The organism is Bifidobacterium sp. SKU (genome assembly GCF_026016405.1).
Taxonomy (GTDB): Bacteria; Actinomycetota; Actinomycetes; order Actinomycetales; family Bifidobacteriaceae; genus Bifidobacterium; species Bifidobacterium bifidum.
Genome location: NZ_CP092890.1, coordinates 2,228,533 through 2,245,486, shown reverse-complemented (window position 1 = coordinate 2,245,486; position 16,954 = coordinate 2,228,533). Strand labels below are relative to the sequence as shown.

Below are 16,954 nucleotides of genomic sequence, written 5' to 3'. Positions count from 1 at the left end.
AGCCAAGTTATCCACAGCTTAGCGTGTTGTGTCGCCTCAATTGTGAATAACATTCATGTAATTTGTGGATAACTTTTCTACATGTTTTGGCGTGTTTCCAATGTTTTCCGCTGCTCTGCAAGGGGCACGACACACTGATAAATCGTGAAGAAATTGTTTTCATTTTGATTTTTGGGCATGGCTCAGAGTACCGTTATAGAGCTTGACTCATGAGAGCCGTGCATCAGCATGGCAAAAACCGGGAGCATAACTATGAAGAGGACATTCCAGCCCAACAACCGCCGTCGCTCGATGAAGCATGGTTTCCGCGTGCGCATGCGCACCCGTTCCGGCCGCGCGATGATCAACCGCCGCCGTAACAAGGGACGTAAGTCTCTGTCCGCCTGATTGCGGTAGGTGACGAAGGCGAGTGAAGCGGCTGAAAAGCCATCGTGACTTCATCGCAGTGCTGAAGCGTCGCTTCAAGGTGACGGATTCGGATATCGTCGTGCACTTTGTGGTGCATGACGATACCCGTGATGTTCAGGCATCTGCGGATATCATGAGACGTATGGGACTTGCCGTCAGCAAGGCTGTTGGTAACGCTGTAACGCGTAATCGTGTGAAGCGTCGATTTCGTGTGCTCGCAAGACGATATGAAGATATGCTTCCGATGCAGTGCGATATCGTCGTGAGAGCCAAACCCAGCGCATCGCGTGCCGATTTCGCTGACCTTGACCGACAGTTTTCCCGTTGCTTCGCCAAAGTCACGACTAAGCATGAACGCAGGGTGAGTCGCTGATGTCAGCCATCGGATCGGCGCTTATCGGCATGATCAAGTGGTACCAGAGGGCCATTTCGGCGAAAACGCCGCCATGCTGCAAGTACTATCCGAGTTGCTCACATTACGCGATCACTGCGGTTCGGCGCTTCGGCGCGGTAAGAGGAATCGTGCTGTTTATTTGGCGTTTTCTTCGCTGCAACCCTTGGAGTCGTGGCGGCATCGATGATGTTCCGCAACATTTTTCACTGTGCTACAGATTTCGCTGGTCGAAGGCATATGAGAGGCCTCGACTCACACCAATGGCCGATGATTAAGGAGATGGCCTGATGAACACTTCCGGAGAATTTCTTCTTGACAGAGGCATTTGGGGCTGGCTGTATAAGCTGCTGACCCCACTTGAGTGGCTCATGACCCAGGTCATGGTCCTGTTCCATAAGTTCCTCACCTTGCTGGGCATGGCACCGATCGGCATCTCTTGGGTGCTGGCGATCGTGTTCCTTGTGCTCGTGGTGCACGCCTGTATTTTGCCGATTTATCTCAAGCAGATGAAGTCGATGCGCAAGATGCAGGCCTTGCAGCCCAAGATGCAGCATATTCAGAACAAGTACAAGGGCAAAAAGGATCAGGCCAGCAAAGAGGCCATGAGCCGTGAGATGATGAAGCTCTACCAGGACAATGACGCCAACCCCATGGGGTCGTGCTGGACCGCCGTCATTCAGGGTCCTGTGTTCATGTGCATGTTCTACATGCTTTCCGCCATTCCGTATATCGCGACCGGCAAGAGGGGAGCGCTTGGCGCATTCGATCAGGCGACTGCCAAGCAGTTCGCGCAAACCCGCGTCTTCGGTGTCAGCGTCACCGATACCTTCGGTACGGCCAACAATTCCGGAAAGGTCGTCATCGGCTTCTTCATCCTGTTGATGTGCGCATGCATGTGGTACATGCAGTTCAACAACATGCGCAAGAACCTCCCCAAGGCTTCGATGCAGGGATCCACGTACAAGATGCAGCAGGCCATGACCTGGGGCTTCCCGATCATGTACATCTTCTCCGGCATCATGTTCCCGTTCGCCGTGCTGGTGTACTGGCTGACCAACAACGCATGCAACCTTGCCCGTTCCTTGTTCCAGGTGTACAAGTTCCCGACCCCGGGTTCCCGTGCAGCTGAGGAAAAGGAGATTCGAGATCATCGTCAGGAGAATGCTCGTCGCGCCAAGGCCGGACAGCTTTCGATTGAGGAAGAGGAACTGGAGAAGGCACGTCAGGAAGCCGCTGCTCGTCTGGAGCGGGGATACCAGCGCAAGCAGCCCCAGCGGAAGAATCGCAAGAAGAAGTGACACGATTGGAAACCTCATTTGACCGTGAGGTTTCCTTTTTTTACACTATGGAAGTAATACTCGCTTAAAGGAGTGGTGATATGGCGCAGGAGGAGACCACGACGATCGATCAGCTCAATGAAGAAGCTGACATCGCCGCCGACTACTTGGAAGGCTTATTGGACATCGCCGATTACGAAGGCGATATCGAGATGGGTGTTCGCAACGGTCGTCCGATGGTGCAGATCGTCGCTGATGACGATACGGATATCAAGCATCTCATTGGTTGCAATGGTGAAGTGGTCGATGCTTTGCAGCAGCTTACCCGGCTTGCTGTTCAGCAGAAGACCGGCGAACGCTCGCATCTGATTGTTGATGTTGACGGGTTCCTGAAGCGCAAGCGTCAGCGTCTTCGTGACATTGCGCTTGATGCCATTGATGAAGTGCATGACACCGGTGAGCCCGTTGATTTGAAACCGATGAATTCGTTCGAGCGCAAGGTCATTCATGATGTGGTTCGCGAGGAGGGGCTGAAGTCTCGTTCTCACGGTGAAGAGCCGCGTCGCTATGTCACCATCTACATGAAGAGCAGCGCCGATGAATCCGACGTCGATGAAGGTAGCGAAGAGTGAGCGATATTGTTTCACGTGAAACATCTGGTGATGAGCTAGATGATTCCGCAATAGTTCGTGAGGCATTGGGCGAAGCATACGACAAGCTCGAAGTGTTTCACGTGAAACTATCCCGCGAGGGTGAGCTGCGTGGATTGATAGGCCCACGCGACATATCCATCATCTGGGAACGTCATATCCTCAACTCCGCCGCATGCGTCCCGTTCATTCGGGAAGTCACCGATCGAAGCAAGGCAAAGACCATTGCCGATGTCGGCAGTGGCGGCGGTTTCCCTGGAATCGTTGCGGCAGCATGCATGCCGGATTGTGAGTTTACACTCATTGAGCCCATGGAACGTCGTGTCGAATGGTTGCAAGAGTGCGTGGATGACATGGACCTGCAGAATGTTACGATTATTCGCGCACGTTCCGACGAAGTCATCGATCGTATCAAGCACCACGAAGGTGAATTGAAACCATTCTCTGTAGTGACCTGTCGAGCAGTGGCGCCAATGACCAAGCTTGCCGGTTGGACGTTGCCTCTGCTTCGCCCTCAAGGTCGACTGGTCGCATTGAAAGGCCGTTCGGCGCAGGCTGAGATTGAAAAGGCGAAGCATCAAATTTCCCATGCCAGGGGAGTGCGTGCTCGTGTCGTTGAAGCTCCAGTAGCTCCCGGTCTCGAATCCACGCACGTCGTTCTCGTAGACAAGCGCTAATTATCGTGTGGCTCCCATGGGTGAGAGTCACACGATAATCCCATGCTCCCGCTGACGGGAATCGTAATTCTGCTTCCGCTGTCGGAGGTTGGATTGCGGGGCGAGACGGACGATATCCATTGCCTTTGAACGCATAAATAATACTGTTATATCTCATCGACATCGCTGACTGTCCGAAGATTGTTTCACGTGAAACAATGAATGTCAAACACGAAAACGATGGTTTCGCAAGAATGGAGTTATCCACAACTTCAAACAGTGCACAAAGTTATCCACATTATTTGCGACATGTAATCCACATTAAGAAAATGGCGGAAATAAACGGTTTATCTAGTGTTGGTCGAAGCGTTCACACACTAATGCGCTATACTTATCCACAGTTATCCACATTGCTGTGCACAACTTGAGATGTCCATACGACTAGGAAAAATTAGATGTTGTTCGTTTTTTAGGAGGGACTATGACATCCAATGATTCACAGGAATCCTCTGCGATTCCTGCCATGGAATCTGCTTCTGAAACGGTCAGAAGGATTTTCGGGAATGATGGTTCCTCTTTGGGCGCCGAGATTGCAGATGAGGCGTCACGCTATGAACGCCTGAATGCCGCATTGTTCCCCCTGCCATCGAGAACCCGATGCCTGGCCGTCGCCAACCAGAAAGGCGGCGTCGGCAAGACGACAACAACGGTGAATATTGCCGCAGCTCTCGCCTCTCACGGAGCTCACGTGCTGGTCATCGATATGGATCCCCAGGGGAACGCCTCTACGGCATGCGGTGTTCCTCACGGCACCAGCGATCCTTCGGTATATGACGTTCTTGAAGGACGAATGACAATCGGAGAGGTACTGAAAACCTGTCCTGATATCCCAGGGCTCGATGTGGTTCCCGCTTCCATTGAACTTTCGGGTGCGGAACTGGAAGTGGCGGATCTGCCGAATCGCAACAATCTGCTGAAGGAAGCCGTCGAATCATTCCTGCAGGATCCGAACAATCATTATGACTATGTTCTGGTCGATTGCCCACCGAGTCTTGGCCTGTTGGTCATCAACTCCATGTGCGCGGTGTCTGAGATGTTGATTCCGATCCAAGCTGAATACTATGCCTTGGAGGGGCTTGGTCAACTTATCAATACCATAGGATTGGTGCAGGAGCACTATAACCCTAATTTGACTGTGTCGACTATGCTGGTCACTATGTTTGATAAACGAACATTGCTCAGCAGGGAAGTGTTCTCAGAGGTGAAGAGCCACTATCCGAGTATCGTTCTGGATACGACGATTCCCCGTACGGTAAAAATATCCGAGGCTCCTAGTTTCGGAAAGACAGTCATCAGCTATGACCCGCGTGGAATGGGAGCGAGTGCCTATGGCGAAGCGGCCTTGGAAATCGCCCGTCGATCGCCTTCGGTGCTGGCTGCAATTGACGCGAAGAGGGGAGAATAACCCATGACCTCAAAATCACGTTTGGGTAAAGGATTGGGTGCGCTGTTCCCCGCACTTCCCGGTGAGTCGAAAACAGCTCATGCGGAACAGCAGCAATTGGGTGTTGATCTTGAATCCGAGGAGACGACAGCCAACAAGAAAGCACCTCAAGAGAAAGCTGCGGCTGCACCAGAGAAGGTCGAATCCCATAAGAGCGGTACTGAACAACACAGTGAGTCTACCGCTCCGGTTCGTCTTGGCGAAATCAAGCGTAAGACCATTCCGGCCATGAAGGATTCCATTCCTGCCGTACACAAGTCCACAACGGTGGAGAAGCCCAAGAGCGGCAAGCGCGTTGCCATGCCCGGTATCAGTGATATGGCACACCCCAGTGACATGTTTTTCGGAGCAACAGCACAGGGGACGAGCGATTCCAAGAAAACGCAGCCGGCTCAGCGTTCCGAGAGCACAAAGGCATCCGGCAAGGAAAAGGATAATAAGGAAACTCCAGAATTGAAGCCTGTCGAGGGTGGCTATCTGCTGGATATTCCTGTCAGCTCCATCGTTCCGAATGCGCAGCAGCCGCGCAGCGTCTTTGATGAGGAAGAGCTGAATGAGTTGGCCGTGTCCATCAAGGAAGTCGGCGTATTGCAGCCGATCGTGGTTCGCAAGCGTCAGGCTGGGGAGTCCAGCAAGAGTGATGTTTCACGTGAAACATCGCAGAAATACGAGCTCATTATGGGCGAGCGTCGCTGGCGTGCATCACAACTTGCACAACTGAAGACGATTCCGGCGATTGTCAAAACCACATCAGATGACGAGATGCTGCGTGATGCACTGCTGGAGAACCTTCATCGCGTCGCACTGAATCCTCTGGAAGAGGCGGCGGCATATCAGCAGATGATTGATGACTTCGGCCTGACTCAGGCTGAACTATCCAAGTCGATCTCGAAATCGCGACCGCAAATCGCGAACACATTGCGTCTGCTGAATCTTCCTGCGTCCGTGCAGAAGAAAGTTGCCGCAGGCGTACTGTCCGCAGGGCATGCGCGAGCTCTTCTTGGTTTGAATGACGAAAGTGAAATCGACAAACTGGCCACTCGAATCATAGGGGAGGGGCTTTCGGTTCGCAGCACCGAGGAAATCGTGGCGCTGAAGAACGCAGAAAGCAACGTGCCCAAGAAGGTAAGGCCGACGAAGAACAATCCTTGGGCCGGTTCTCCGATTGTCAACAACCTTGAAAATCATTTTGACACCAAAGTGTCCATCAAGGGTACGCAAAAGCACGGTCGAATCGAAATCGTGTTTTCCTCCCCTGAGGATATGGAACGCATCCTCAGCATGCTGATTCCCACGGCAGTCGAGGGCGCGGCGGCAAAATGGGTGTGAGCCACACAACGGTGTGAGCCGCCATCATCGCACAACGGGAAACAACGGTCATGCCGTTCATGAGCCGTATGATCTGGTCTGCCGAGAGGTATTCATTGCCTCTCCGGCAGAACGCGTATAAAGCAACTGTCGTGGCATTTGCAGTCAGAGGACTAACGCAATGAACCGTCCGTATGACTGTCCTATTGCATGCACCTGAAAAAGCATTACCGAAAACTCTGTTAAGCAATATGAGTTGCAATCGGTTCAATACAATGCGCTAGATTTGAGCGGATTGTCGTTCTGATGCGATTCTCCGGCGCTGGTAAGCGTCCGCAGCGCTATTTCGGTCAGTCTGTCGTTTCGTTTGTGATTACTGACAGTGCAAGTATTATTTGTGTAGCTCAACCCGTCGGTGAAGCAATATCATCATCTGTGATGAGGTTTGATTTCGCCGACAGGTCGAGCTGTGCTGTTGGATCAGTGCAGTGAGGCCAGGTAGGATTGTGCGTCCAGCGCGGCGCGGCATCCCATGCCTGCGGCACTGATGGCCTGACGGTACACCCGGTCAACGCAGTCACCGGCGGCGAACACTCCAGGCATGGAAGTATGCGTTCCGGCACCGGAGACCAGAATGTACCCGTCGTCATCCATATCCACGGAACCCTTCGCAAAACGCGTGGCCGGTTCATGGCCGATCGCCACGAAGATGCCCTCGGCGGGCAACGTGCCCGTCTCGCCTGTCACGGTGTCGCGAATGTCCACAAAGCCGGCGGAATCATCTGCGGTTTCAGCCTTTGCCGACAGGGAAATGCCGGTCGAAGAGGGAGCATTCAATGCCGATCCGGAGACATTCAGCATCGGAGTCGTCTTCAACGAGAGAAGATTTCCGGTGTTCTGCGCTGCGGGTGCCGCAGCGGTTACCGCATCAGCGCCTGTCTGCGCGCCGACAGCGTTTTTCTGCCCGCGAATGGCTGTCGCCACCGTATTCATTTTCACGGTGATCTTGGGATTGTTCAGCACGCGCTCGACCATGATCTTGGAGGCGCGGAACTGGTCGCGGCGGTGCAACACGGTCACCGAAGAGCCGAAACGAGTCAGGAACAGTGCCTCTTCGAGCGCGCTGTCTCCTCCGCCCACCACGACGATGGGCTTGTCCTTGAAGAAGAAACCATCGCAGGTGGCGCAATACGATACGCCGTGACCGGAATACTCGGTCTCGCCGGGAATGCCGAGCTTGCGGTACTGCGAACCGGTGGTGATGATGACGGCATCGGCGTGATATTGGCTTCCATTGCTGCACGTGACGGTCTTGGGGGAGGAGCTGAAATCGACGCTCGTGACATCGAGATATTCGATGGATGCGCCGAAAGACTCCGCCTGATCGCGCATACGATCCATCAGTTCCGGTCCGAGAATGCCGTCAGGGAAACCGGGGTAATTCTCCACGGTGGTGGTGTTGACCAGCTGGCCGCCCGGCGTGAGCTCACCCGCAAGAATGGTTGGGCGATACCCGGCGCGTGCGAGGTAGATTGCGGCCGTATATCCGGCAGGGCCGGAACCGATGATGATGGTTGAAAGTTCAGTCATGTCCCTTACGATAGCGAGTTGACCTGACCTCGTCCAGCGGTGGGTGAACAACGACATGGATTCGCCTCGAATGCCGATTGGTCGCTTTCAGATTGCCGAAACAGGCATGCCGCGTTCATGGAAACCGGAGGAGCTAATACGAGCACGATACGGACCCACAGCATAAGACCACAGCGTGAGTCACCGCGTACGATGAAACACCCCTCCTACCCGTGAGTAGAAGGGGTGCCCATGAGAACTTCTGCGTCGCCTACAGAACGCGGATGTACACGATGTCGGATTGTGCCGCAGAGTTCTTTGACGTGGAGTTCTGTGTGGTCGAGTTGCCGAACGGGACGTTATCGATGTCGGTCTTGTCCGGCCAATCCTGATTGTCGGATCCGCCACCGTGGTTGTCTCCGTTCAGGATGAACCATGCGGCGACCAATCCCACCACCAGCAGAACCAGCGCGACGACGATGGCGATGACCTTGATCTTGAGCTGCCCCCAGAGTGGCTGGTCAGGCAGGTCCTCCTCGATATTGCGTCCGACATTCGCCGCGTTGACATCGTGCACCTGCTGGGGCGCGAAGCTCGGCGGCATGATCTGGGCCATAGGCGGCAGCTGATCTACCGAAGTACCATCAGTGCCTAGCAGCGGAACGGTGACCGTGGGGTCAAAGGCGTCGGATTGGGCACGCTGCGCCGGTGTCTGCACACCCGGCACATTCGCACCCGGAGCCGCCGCAGGACGGCCGCCAGACATGTTCCGCAGGGCATCGCGGCTGATTGGTGCCGTCATCCGCGTACGCGACTTCGATGATCCGGGGATGGCTGCTCCATTGGCTCCGGGCGCCGATGCCAACACTGCGAATGACGGGGGCATTACGGCGTCGCCCGACGCCGCGGCCTTGGCGGATCTGGCGGCAAGAGCGGCCAATGATTCCGACATATGCGCGCGCGGCTGCGGCATGGCATTCGTGGCAATGGGCTGAGCCGCACGGGTCGTGGGATGGCTTCCAGCCACGGTTTGCTCGCCTTCAGACACCTGCGCCTCACCGGACTGCGGCAACGGCGGGATGCTGCCGGCGCGGGTGCGCTCATTGTCGTCCTCTTCCGGCAGCGGAACATTCGGCATATTGGCCACGATGCTCTGTATTTCGCCGGTTGCACCGGTCGTCCGGGGTTTGCCGGTACCGCCCGCAACACCAGACGCACCAGCAGCGTTTGCCGGTACGTTCACGCCGTTGCCGGACTGTGCCTGCGTCGCGCCAGTAGCGGACCTACGCGGCTTGGCGGCGGGCGGGAACGATGCCGGCAGCGGTGCATACACCGGCATCGGCTGCTCAATCGCGGTCTCTTCCGCAGTGGATGTCGTCACCGGCGACTCCGGCTCCCCGTCCTTGCGCAAGGAGCCCATAAGCTGACCGACCTTCGATTGCAGGGAGGCCAGGGTCTTTGACGGCTCGGCGGTATCCGGTTCGAACAATTCCGCTTCGGGGATGACCGGCTGATCGGCCGAGGGTGGATCTCCGGGCAGCTGAGCCAGGAACGCCTGCTGCGCGAGGCGCTGCTCGTTGACGAACCTGGCCTCGGCGCCGGCTGCCAGTCCCGCCTCGGAAATCGACAATTCCGGCAGCTTCGTCGAGGTAACCAGCCCATCCGGCAGTTCCACGATCTTGTCATCGCTCGTGTCACGCAACGCCACCATGCTGATCGAGGCGCTGCCACTGACCGACGGCAATATGATGTCACGATCCGACAGGTTGCTGAATGGCTCCCACGCGCCCAGCAGCGCGCTCAGCTCGGCCAGCGTTGCCATCGGCACGATGATTTCCCCATCTTCGGTGTGCAGGGCCAGTCCACGCTTGCAGATCACGCGGAATTCCGTGGGAACGTCGGCGGGCAGCATATTCAGGTCGAACGTCGTGTTCGCGCCTGAAGGCGTCTTGGTCAGCAGCGCGTACAGCAGTGCGGCCAGCTGTCGCGTCGCCATCTGCTCATACGACATCACATCGCCGTCGATGCCGCTGCAGATATCGGCCAATGCGGCGGCGACGGGAGTGTCGGCGAACTGCACGCCATTGACGCTCACGCGAATGGTATCGGTGCTCAGCGCGGTATGGGTCAGCCCCGTGTCCAACAGCTCCTGAACCGCCTGGGTGCATTGTCCCACGATCGATCGAATCGCGTCGTAGCTGAGGAACGAGGAAGACGAACGCTGCATGTATTCCGCCAGCGCCAGACCGGAGTCCGGCTCGGTGATCACCACCGCGGCATCGCCGACGTGCTGCAGCTGCAGCACCGGCGTGCAGTACCGGCTGTTGGCCAGCGCGAGCGTGGAAGCCGCCTCGTTGATCTGCGGCAGAACGGATGTGTCGGTGATGATGAACAGCTGGCAGGACTGCGCCAGCATGCGGTCATTGGCTATCCATGCGCTCAATCCGTCACTTTCGCGCAGCGAAGAAACGAGAGTGTAGCGACCGATGACGGTATCTCCCAATTGAGGCTTCATAGTAGTTGTTTCTCCGTGCTCTGCTGTCATGCGCTGAGATAGTGGTGATGCTGACATTCTAGCCGTGGGGATGGTCGGCTGTGCAGCCGCGACGGACGCGGCTTGACGAGTGGAATGATGCGGCGTTGGCAGTATGGTGGGAATTCGCGGCTGGGCGTTGTTGCCGGCCGCGATACCTGCCGCTGCACCGGCTGCGTTTGCCGCGACGTTCGGCAGTACGACGGACTTGATGGACGGGCGTTGGCCCTTACGGTTGACCGTCGGCGCGAAGCTGGGCGGAAGGTTGTCGGACGGAATCCCCCTGGGTTGGTCCTGAATCGGCTGGTTCTGAACCGGCCGTTCGAGATCGGTCACAGTTTCAGCGGCCCGTTCCGCGGAACCGTCATTCTCCGAGGTTCCATCGTCACCCAGCGAATAATCATCGTAATGATTATCATTCTCCGCAATTGCCGTGGTACCCTCTTCGACCTCCGCGTTTTGTGCCTGAGCTTCCTCGGTCTCCGACTCAGCCGGTGTCGATACCGATGTCGCAGTGGAAGCCCTACGCAACAGCCGTGCCTTCATGGTGACGATCAGGCTGGAGAACTCCTCCACGCGCATCAGCCATAGCAGCCCGGCATACGCGGCCGTCACCACAATCGTCAGAATCGCGCATATGACGATGGATTGCCACCAGCTCATATGTCCGTTGACGCTGGAAACCTTCGCGCCGACCAAACGCGTGGCCAGCGGGTTGAGGAATAGTCCGCACGCGCATGCCGCCGCACCGGCAATCAGGGCCTTGACATGCATGATGATGATGCGCTTGCCGTCGATCCGCCCACCGAATCGTCTGCGCAACAGCCAGAACACCCATGGGAACGTGATGATATATGACAGGCTCAGCGACAGAGCCACCATGAGCGTCCAATATTTCGGCGGCGCGAAACGCAGCGAGGTCAGCAGAAGCAGCAACTGCACGGCGTTGTCGGCCGCCGCGAACAGGAACGGGCTGCGGCCGTCCTCATACGCGTAGAAGGCGCGCTGCACCAGCAGGAACGCACTGGTGGGCACCAATCCCACCAGCAGACCGATCAGAGGCCCGGATATCAGAATCGCCCCATGCACATTCGTGGACGGAATCAGCGCCTTCACCAGCGGCACCGGCATGGCAATCATGACCGCGGTGAAGAAGAACATCGCAAGACCGGTGGATCGCAGGGATGAGCTGAGGTCGGCGCGGGCATCTCCGATACGATGCTCGCTGATCGCGCGGGACATGCGCGGGAACACCGCGGTCGTGATGGACACGGCGATGATCGAATAGGGAAGAACGTATATCGTGTACGCGTACTGATAGCTCGCGTTGCCCGCGATGCCGTACAAATCGCCGCCGGCGGTCGGGGCGCCGGTATTAACACGCGAATTGACGATGCCCATCAGCTGGTTGAGCAGCACCATGGCGATGCTCCACACCGCCACCTGGCCCATGGAACGCAACCCCAGCCCATGCAGTCCCCAGCGAGGCCGGTAGTGGATGCCGCAACGCAGCAAAGGAATGAACAGCACCAGGGCCTGGAACGCCACGCCGGCCGTCCAGGCGCCCGCGGTCAGGGCTATCTTGCCGGATGTCCAGAACGACATCGGCTGCCGTCCCGCGTTGCCGAACAGCATGATGAACGCGCCGAAACCGATGCAGCTGATGACGTTGGCGCCCACGGAGCTCCACGCATACGTCGCGAAACGCCCCTCTGCGGCGAGGATCTGCCCCAATACGGTATACAGGCCGTAAAACAGGATCTGGGGCATACACCACAGCGTGAAGGCGTTCGCCAGCGCCCTTTGCGCGGGCGTCCAGCTGGAGTCGAGATACAGCATCGTCAGCAGTGGCGTGCCGGACGCCATCAGCAGTGTGATGGCCAGCAGCAGCGCGATGGACAAGGTGATGAGCTTGCTGAGTCGCTCATCCGCGTCCTTCTGCTTGAGCGTGCGCACGATCTGCGGCACGAGCACCGCGTTGAACACGCCGGTGGACAGCAGGTTGAAGATCACCTGCGGTATCTGCGCGCCGGCCTGATACGCGTTGGCTGCGATACCGGTGGTACCGAGCGCGCCGACGAGGAAGATGGTGCGGATCTGGCCGGTCACACGTGACGCGGCCGTGCCGCACGCCATGATCAGCGAATTGCGTCCTACCGTGGTGCTCATTCGTCGGGGTCCTTCTTTCGATGGAATTGGCGCCAGAGGCCGACCAGGCCGAGCAGCAGCGAGAAGCCGATGATGATGAATCCGGTCATGTCGCTGATGCGCAGCACGCTGGTGATGTCGGTGTTCTGTGCGGAACCGAACGTGTCGCCGTTGCGGTCCAGCAATGTGATGTGGGCTGTGGCGTGGCCGGAAGTGGCGACGCGGATGGCGAACGTGACCTGCGCCTCGCTGTTCGCCGGTATGGTGACCTCAGTGAACCGCGATGTGACGATTTCCATGGAGTCGGTGAGGGATGAGACCTTCACCCGTACCGGATACGGATGGTTGTTCCTGACGGTGACGGGCATTTTGGCCGTTTCGCTGACGACGGTGATGGAGTCGGTCGGCGTGATGGATACGCCGCCGAACATGCCTCCGCCGAGCCGTTTGGCGCCGTCGACCAGACTGTCGATGTCGCGCGGCGCGGACGAGAGCGCATGCAGTGCCAGCGTGCTCTGTGCGGCCTTGATCTTGCGGATCCAGGACGCGGATGCCTTATGGTCGGTGAGGACCGACATGGCGAAGCGGTTGATGTCGTTGCGGCTTTCGGCCAGCGATTCCAGCGCGGACGTGACCGATCGGGTGTTCCGCTCGCTTAAATGACTGTCTTGGGGGACGATTTGCAGCGCCTCGTCGCCGGTCCGATAGGCGTCGGCGCCAATGAGATCGTTCAGGTCGGTGAGTTGCAGCCATGAGGACTGTTCGACCGCGGTCATCAGCGTGTCGATGAACGCCGCCGACATATTAGTGCCGAAGCAGACCAGCAGGTTGCGGTTCATCGCCGCATACGGCTGCTCCATCTGATAGAAGGCGCTCTGCGCGACGAACCGCGCGATGCGTCCCGCGTTACTGGTCTCGCCGTCCGCATCACTGCTGGTGGGCTTGCCTTTGGCGAGGTCGCCGAGTTCCTTCTGCTCGCTCAGCACCGTGATGTCGCCGGCCGAGGTGGGGATTGTGTATGTGCCTGTGTGCACGGTGGCCGTGGTGCTGGAGTCGAAGTCGTGACTGGCGATGACGTACTGGTATCCCTGCTTCCTGGCCGTGGAGAGCGCCTGCCGGGTCCAATCGCCCTTGCCTTGCCAGGCGATGGGCAGGGAATTGGATGATGCCGGTGCCGCGGCCAGTGCGGATCGTGCGTTCCATGCGCCGGTGCCGACGCCGGCCTGTTCGTACGACCGGACGTTGTTGATCGCGGCATAGGCGGTGATGTCGAATCCGGCCGGCTGCATGACGGCATCGATGCGTTGCCCGGTGTCGGAAGCCAATGCCGTCGGATCGGCTATGGTCTGCAAATCGCTGTGCTTGCCGATGAGGGAGAGTTTGGCGGCGAGTGCATCATTGTCGTGCGGGGTGAGCACTGATGATTGCGTCGCCGCGGTGTTTTCGGTGTCGTCGGTATTGTTGCCGGAGCCGTCGTCTGTGCTGCCATCCGTGCCGCCGCCACCTGATTGTGTGGATTTTGTGTCGGATTCATCGCCGTTGTCATGCACCACCAGCTGGTCGATGGCGTTCTTGTCGGCCTGCTGGCCGGTGTTCATCAACGGCATGACCATGGTGATGGCCATCGGCGGGGTCTGTGCGTTGCGCAATCCCTGGGATGATCTGGTCAGGAAGCTGTGCAGGCGAATCGGCTTGGCGTTCGGATCGACGGTACGGTCCGACCCGGATGACCCGTCAGAAGAGCCCGTGGATTGAGAATCGGTCGCCTGGGTCGCCTGATAGGTGACCAGCAGCGGTTTCGGCCCCCACATCTGCAACGCCTTCAACGCATCGCTGTCGGCCGCCGCGTCGATCTTCACGGAAACCTTCTTGTTCGCCGCGATGGACGGCACCGTGACCGTGCCGAGAACGGTGCGCACCGGAATCGATACGTCCCCGGTCGCCCAATGCTGGATGTCAGTGCGCGATACGAACGTATATGACGGGTTGTAGGCCACGGTCACCAGGCCCGGTGACGTCGCGGCATACGTGGGATTGGAGATGCTGATGGTGATGTGGTAGCCGGATGTGTCGGTGACCACGGGCGTCGATTCGGTGATCGACAAGGCGGTCGTCTGCGTGGCCGTGTCCGTCTCGTCATCCGCCATCGCCATATGTGCCGGGCCGGCCGGTACCATGCGGCCTGCGAACAGCATCGCGCATGTCAGCAACATGATGGTAAAGAAGCGCCATAGGCGTGTCGTTCGGTGAGATAACGATGGCACGGCCTGACCGTGCTCGGGGCTGTTCGCGATCATCCCTGCTTCATTTTCCTTGCGTAGAGCCAAGCGATCTTGCGTTCATTAGGATAGCTGAGAACGTCATCCAAATCATCGAAATCCACCCAGATGGCGTCTTCGGCTTCATGATCCGGATCGCCCTCCACCGTCAGGTCGCCGCCGATCTGGCGCAGCGCGAAATGATGCACGAGCTTATGCACGCGCTGGCTGGTACCGGTGAACCAATAGTCGATGGTGGCAATGGACTCGACCACCTCACCCAGAATGCCGGTCTCCTCGTGCACCTCGCGCACGGCGGTCTGCTGCGGCGTCTCGCCCTTTTCGATATGGCCCTTGGGAAGGCACCATTCGAGATGGCCGTTGCGGGAGTGTCGCGCGATGATGGCCACACGGCCGCGCTCGTCGAACACCAGGCCGCCGGCCGAGTATTCGCGCACCACCGGGAGCTCCTGAGCGTCCAGCGACGCGAATGTGGTCGGCCCGTCGCCCGCCCGTCGCTGCGGCATCATCGCAGGTGTGGGAAAGCGTGGTTCCGGTGGCCTGACAACGGTTTTCGGCGTGCGCGGAGCCTCGGACGTATAGAGCAACGTATCGGGTTCGAGCGGATTTTGGGTATGGTCGCCCGCAGCATGCGCAAGCATGCGCGCGAGGTCTGCGGGCGTAATCATGACTTCCACCTTACTCAATACCGCGTGCAGGTGGGGTAACGGTATGCTTGAATACGCATAAAAGCGGTAATACTTTATGGAAAGGCCTCGTGTGAATTTCGAAGTTTGGCCGGAAGCCATTGAACTTGGACACCTGTTCGCGGCTCGCGGGTACGAGCTGGCGTTGGTGGGCGGCCCCGTGCGTGACCTGTTGCTGCACCGGCGTTCCCACGACCTCGATTTCTGCACTTCGGCCCATCCCGACGAGTTCGAGCCGATCCTGCGTCATTGGGGACGTGACGGTTTCTGGGATATGGGCCGCAAATTCGGCACTTTGGGTGCGATGCGCCGGCGCGAGGACGGCACCGAAGTCAAGGTGGAGATCACTACGTACCGGTCCGACACGTACGATCCCGAATCCCGCAAGCCCGAAGTCAGCTACGGCGATTCGCTCGAAGGCGATCTGTCCCGCCGTGATTTCACCGTGAACGCCATGGCGCTGCGCGTGCCGCAGCTGGAGTTCGTGGACCCGTTCGGCGGCGCCAGCGATTTGGCTAAAGGCGTATTACGCACGCCGGTGGATCCGTATCAGTCCTTCGACGACGACCCGCTGCGCATGATGCGTGCCGTGCGTTTCGTCGCACAGCTCGGGTTCAGCATCGCCCCCGACACGGCTGCCGCCATCAGCGACATGACCGATCGCATCGACATCGTATCCGCTGAACGGGTGCGTGACGAGCTCACGAAGCTGCTGCTGTCCGATCGTCCGAGGGCGGGTGTCGAAGCGCTGGTCGAATCAGGTCTCGCCGATATCGTATTCCCGGAAATTCCCGCCCTGCAGCTGGAAATCGACGAGCACCACCGCCACAAGGACGTGTTCGAGCACACGATGATTGTGCTCGATCGCGCCATAGCGCTGGAGACCGGGCCGGAAGGCCCCGTGCCCGCTCCCGACCTGACGCTTCGCCTGGCCGCGCTGACCCATGACATCGGCAAGCCGAAAACACGCCGGTTCGAGCCCGGCGGCAAGGTCAGCTTCCATCATCATGATGCGGTCGGCGCGAAAATGACGCGCAAACGGCTCAAGGCGCTGCGGTTCGACCATCATCTCGTCGAGGATGTCAGCGAGTTAGTGAACCTGCATCTGCGGTTCCACGGGTATGTCGAAGAACCGTGGACCGATTCCGCCGTGCGACGCTACGTCAAGGACGCCGGTCCGCTATATGAGCGACTGAACCGGCTGACCCGCGCCGACGCGACCACTCAGAACCGTCGCAAGGCGATGGTGTTCTCGTCCGCCATGGACGAGATGGAGCAGCGTGTGCGCGATCTCAAGGAGAAAGAGGACTTCGACGCCATCCGGCCGGATATCGACGGCAATGAGATCATGACCATCCTCGGCATCGCTCCCGGCCCGGAGGTCGGCCGCGCATACAAGCATATGCTGGAATACCGGCTCGATAACGGTCCGGTCGACCATGACACCGCGGTGGCCGAGCTCAAGCGGTGGCACGCGTCGCTGTAAATGTGCCCAAGAAACGGTTCGGCGGCTGTCCGCGTAAGGCAGGCAGCCGCCGAATA

13 protein-coding genes are annotated in these 16,954 nt (G+C 58.3%); 9 read left to right on the top strand and 4 right to left on the bottom strand.

The features are described 5' to 3' along the window. Window positions 1-252: 252 nt before the first annotated feature. From rpmH to MMB49_RS09435, 8 genes are all read left to right on the top strand, one after another. The gene (rpmH, locus tag MMB49_RS09470) at window positions 253-387 is read left to right on the top strand and encodes a 50S ribosomal protein L34 (protein ID WP_003815925.1); all 135 of its coding nucleotides are present in this window, start codon (window positions 253-255) and stop codon (window positions 385-387) included. Window positions 388-409: 22 nt separating this feature from the next. Further along, window positions 410-781 carry a ribonuclease P protein component gene (rnpA, locus tag MMB49_RS09465; protein ID WP_047271177.1) on the top strand — a complete coding sequence of 124 codons (372 nt, stop codon included), beginning with the start codon at window positions 410-412 and terminating at the stop codon, window positions 779-781. Beyond that, window positions 781-1,077: a membrane protein insertion efficiency factor YidD gene (yidD, locus tag MMB49_RS09460; protein ID WP_080544023.1), complete on the top strand. Its 297-nt coding sequence runs from the start codon at window positions 781-783 to the stop codon at window positions 1,075-1,077. The genes rnpA and yidD overlap by 1 nt, the downstream gene beginning before the upstream one ends. A 12-nt stretch (window positions 1,078-1,089) precedes the next feature. Further along, window positions 1,090-2,100 carry a membrane protein insertase YidC gene (yidC, locus tag MMB49_RS09455; protein WP_047271175.1) on the top strand — a complete coding sequence of 337 codons (1,011 nt, stop codon included), beginning with the start codon at window positions 1,090-1,092 and terminating at the stop codon, window positions 2,098-2,100. Window positions 2,101-2,180: 80 nt separating this feature from the next. Then, complete coding sequence (locus MMB49_RS09450) at window positions 2,181-2,711, top strand: protein jag (RefSeq protein WP_013390392.1); 531 nt, start codon at window positions 2,181-2,183, stop codon at window positions 2,709-2,711. Then, window positions 2,708-3,406, top strand: a complete 699-nt coding sequence (gene rsmG, locus MMB49_RS09445) for a 16S rRNA (guanine(527)-N(7))-methyltransferase RsmG (protein ID WP_013364058.1) — start codon at window positions 2,708-2,710, stop codon at window positions 3,404-3,406. The genes MMB49_RS09450 and rsmG overlap by 4 nt, the downstream gene beginning before the upstream one ends. Window positions 3,407-3,866: 460 nt before the next feature. After that, window positions 3,867-4,850, top strand: coding sequence for a ParA family protein (locus MMB49_RS09440; protein ID WP_022173329.1), 984 nt, complete (start codon window positions 3,867-3,869; stop codon window positions 4,848-4,850). A 3-nt stretch (window positions 4,851-4,853) separates the two neighbouring features. Then, entirely contained in the window at window positions 4,854-6,218 is a 1,365-nt protein-coding gene (locus tag MMB49_RS09435) for a ParB/RepB/Spo0J family partition protein (protein ID WP_047271174.1), read from the top strand. Between the two features lie 459 nt (window positions 6,219-6,677). Here the strand turns inward: MMB49_RS09435 and MMB49_RS09430 are convergent, their stop codons facing one another. The 4 genes from MMB49_RS09430 to MMB49_RS09415 all read right to left on the bottom strand — a co-directional run bounded on the left by MMB49_RS09430 (window position 6,678) and on the right by MMB49_RS09415 (window position 15,394). Continuing rightward, window positions 6,678-7,787 carry an NAD(P)/FAD-dependent oxidoreductase gene (locus tag MMB49_RS09430; RefSeq protein WP_047271172.1) on the bottom strand — a complete coding sequence of 370 codons (1,110 nt, stop codon included), beginning with the start codon at window positions 7,785-7,787 and terminating at the stop codon, window positions 6,678-6,680. A 250-nt stretch (window positions 7,788-8,037) separates the two neighbouring features. Beyond that, entirely contained in the window at window positions 8,038-12,468 is a 4,431-nt protein-coding gene (locus tag MMB49_RS09425) for a lipid II flippase MurJ (RefSeq protein WP_047271169.1), read from the bottom strand. Next, the gene (locus MMB49_RS09420) at window positions 12,465-14,660 is read right to left on the bottom strand and encodes a DUF6049 family protein (protein WP_229941022.1); all 2,196 of its coding nucleotides are present in this window, start codon (window positions 14,658-14,660) and stop codon (window positions 12,465-12,467) included. Before MMB49_RS09420 ends, MMB49_RS09425 begins: the two co-directional genes overlap by 4 nt. Before the next feature lie 80 nt (window positions 14,661-14,740). Beyond that, window positions 14,741-15,394: an NUDIX hydrolase gene (locus MMB49_RS09415; RefSeq protein WP_003815006.1), complete on the bottom strand. Its 654-nt coding sequence runs from the start codon at window positions 15,392-15,394 to the stop codon at window positions 14,741-14,743. 91 nt (window positions 15,395-15,485) lie between these two features. Between MMB49_RS09415 and MMB49_RS09410 the strand changes: the two genes are divergently transcribed. Further along, entirely contained in the window at window positions 15,486-16,898 is a 1,413-nt protein-coding gene (locus MMB49_RS09410) for a CCA tRNA nucleotidyltransferase (RefSeq protein ID WP_003815005.1), read from the top strand. The last annotated feature ends 56 nt before the right edge of the window (window positions 16,899-16,954 follow it).

Bases quoted from the DNA above. Each gene is read 5' to 3' on its own strand.
- rpmH (WP_003815925.1), top strand. From the start codon at position 253: ATGAAGAGGACATTCCAGCCCAACAACCGCCGTCGCTCGATGAAGCAT.
- yidD (WP_080544023.1), top strand. From the start codon at position 781: ATGTCAGCCATCGGATCGGCGCTTATCGGCATGATCAAGTGGTACCAG.
- yidC (WP_047271175.1), top strand. From the start codon at position 1,090: ATGAACACTTCCGGAGAATTTCTTCTTGACAGAGGCATTTGGGGCTGG.
- MMB49_RS09450 (WP_013390392.1), top strand. From the start codon at position 2,181: ATGGCGCAGGAGGAGACCACGACGATCGATCAGCTCAATGAAGAAGCT.
- MMB49_RS09440 (WP_022173329.1), top strand. From the start codon at position 3,867: ATGACATCCAATGATTCACAGGAATCCTCTGCGATTCCTGCCATGGAA.
- MMB49_RS09435 (WP_047271174.1), top strand. From the start codon at position 4,854: ATGACCTCAAAATCACGTTTGGGTAAAGGATTGGGTGCGCTGTTCCCC.
- MMB49_RS09430 (WP_047271172.1), bottom strand. From the start codon at position 7,787: ATGACTGAACTTTCAACCATCATCATCGGTTCCGGCCCTGCCGGATAT.
- MMB49_RS09425 (WP_047271169.1), bottom strand. From the start codon at position 12,468: ATGAGCACCACGGTAGGACGCAATTCGCTGATCATGGCGTGCGGCACG.
- MMB49_RS09420 (WP_229941022.1), bottom strand. From the start codon at position 14,660: ATGTTGCTGACATGCGCGATGCTGTTCGCAGGCCGCATGGTACCGGCC.
- MMB49_RS09415 (WP_003815006.1), bottom strand. From the start codon at position 15,394: ATGATTACGCCCGCAGACCTCGCGCGCATGCTTGCGCATGCTGCGGGC.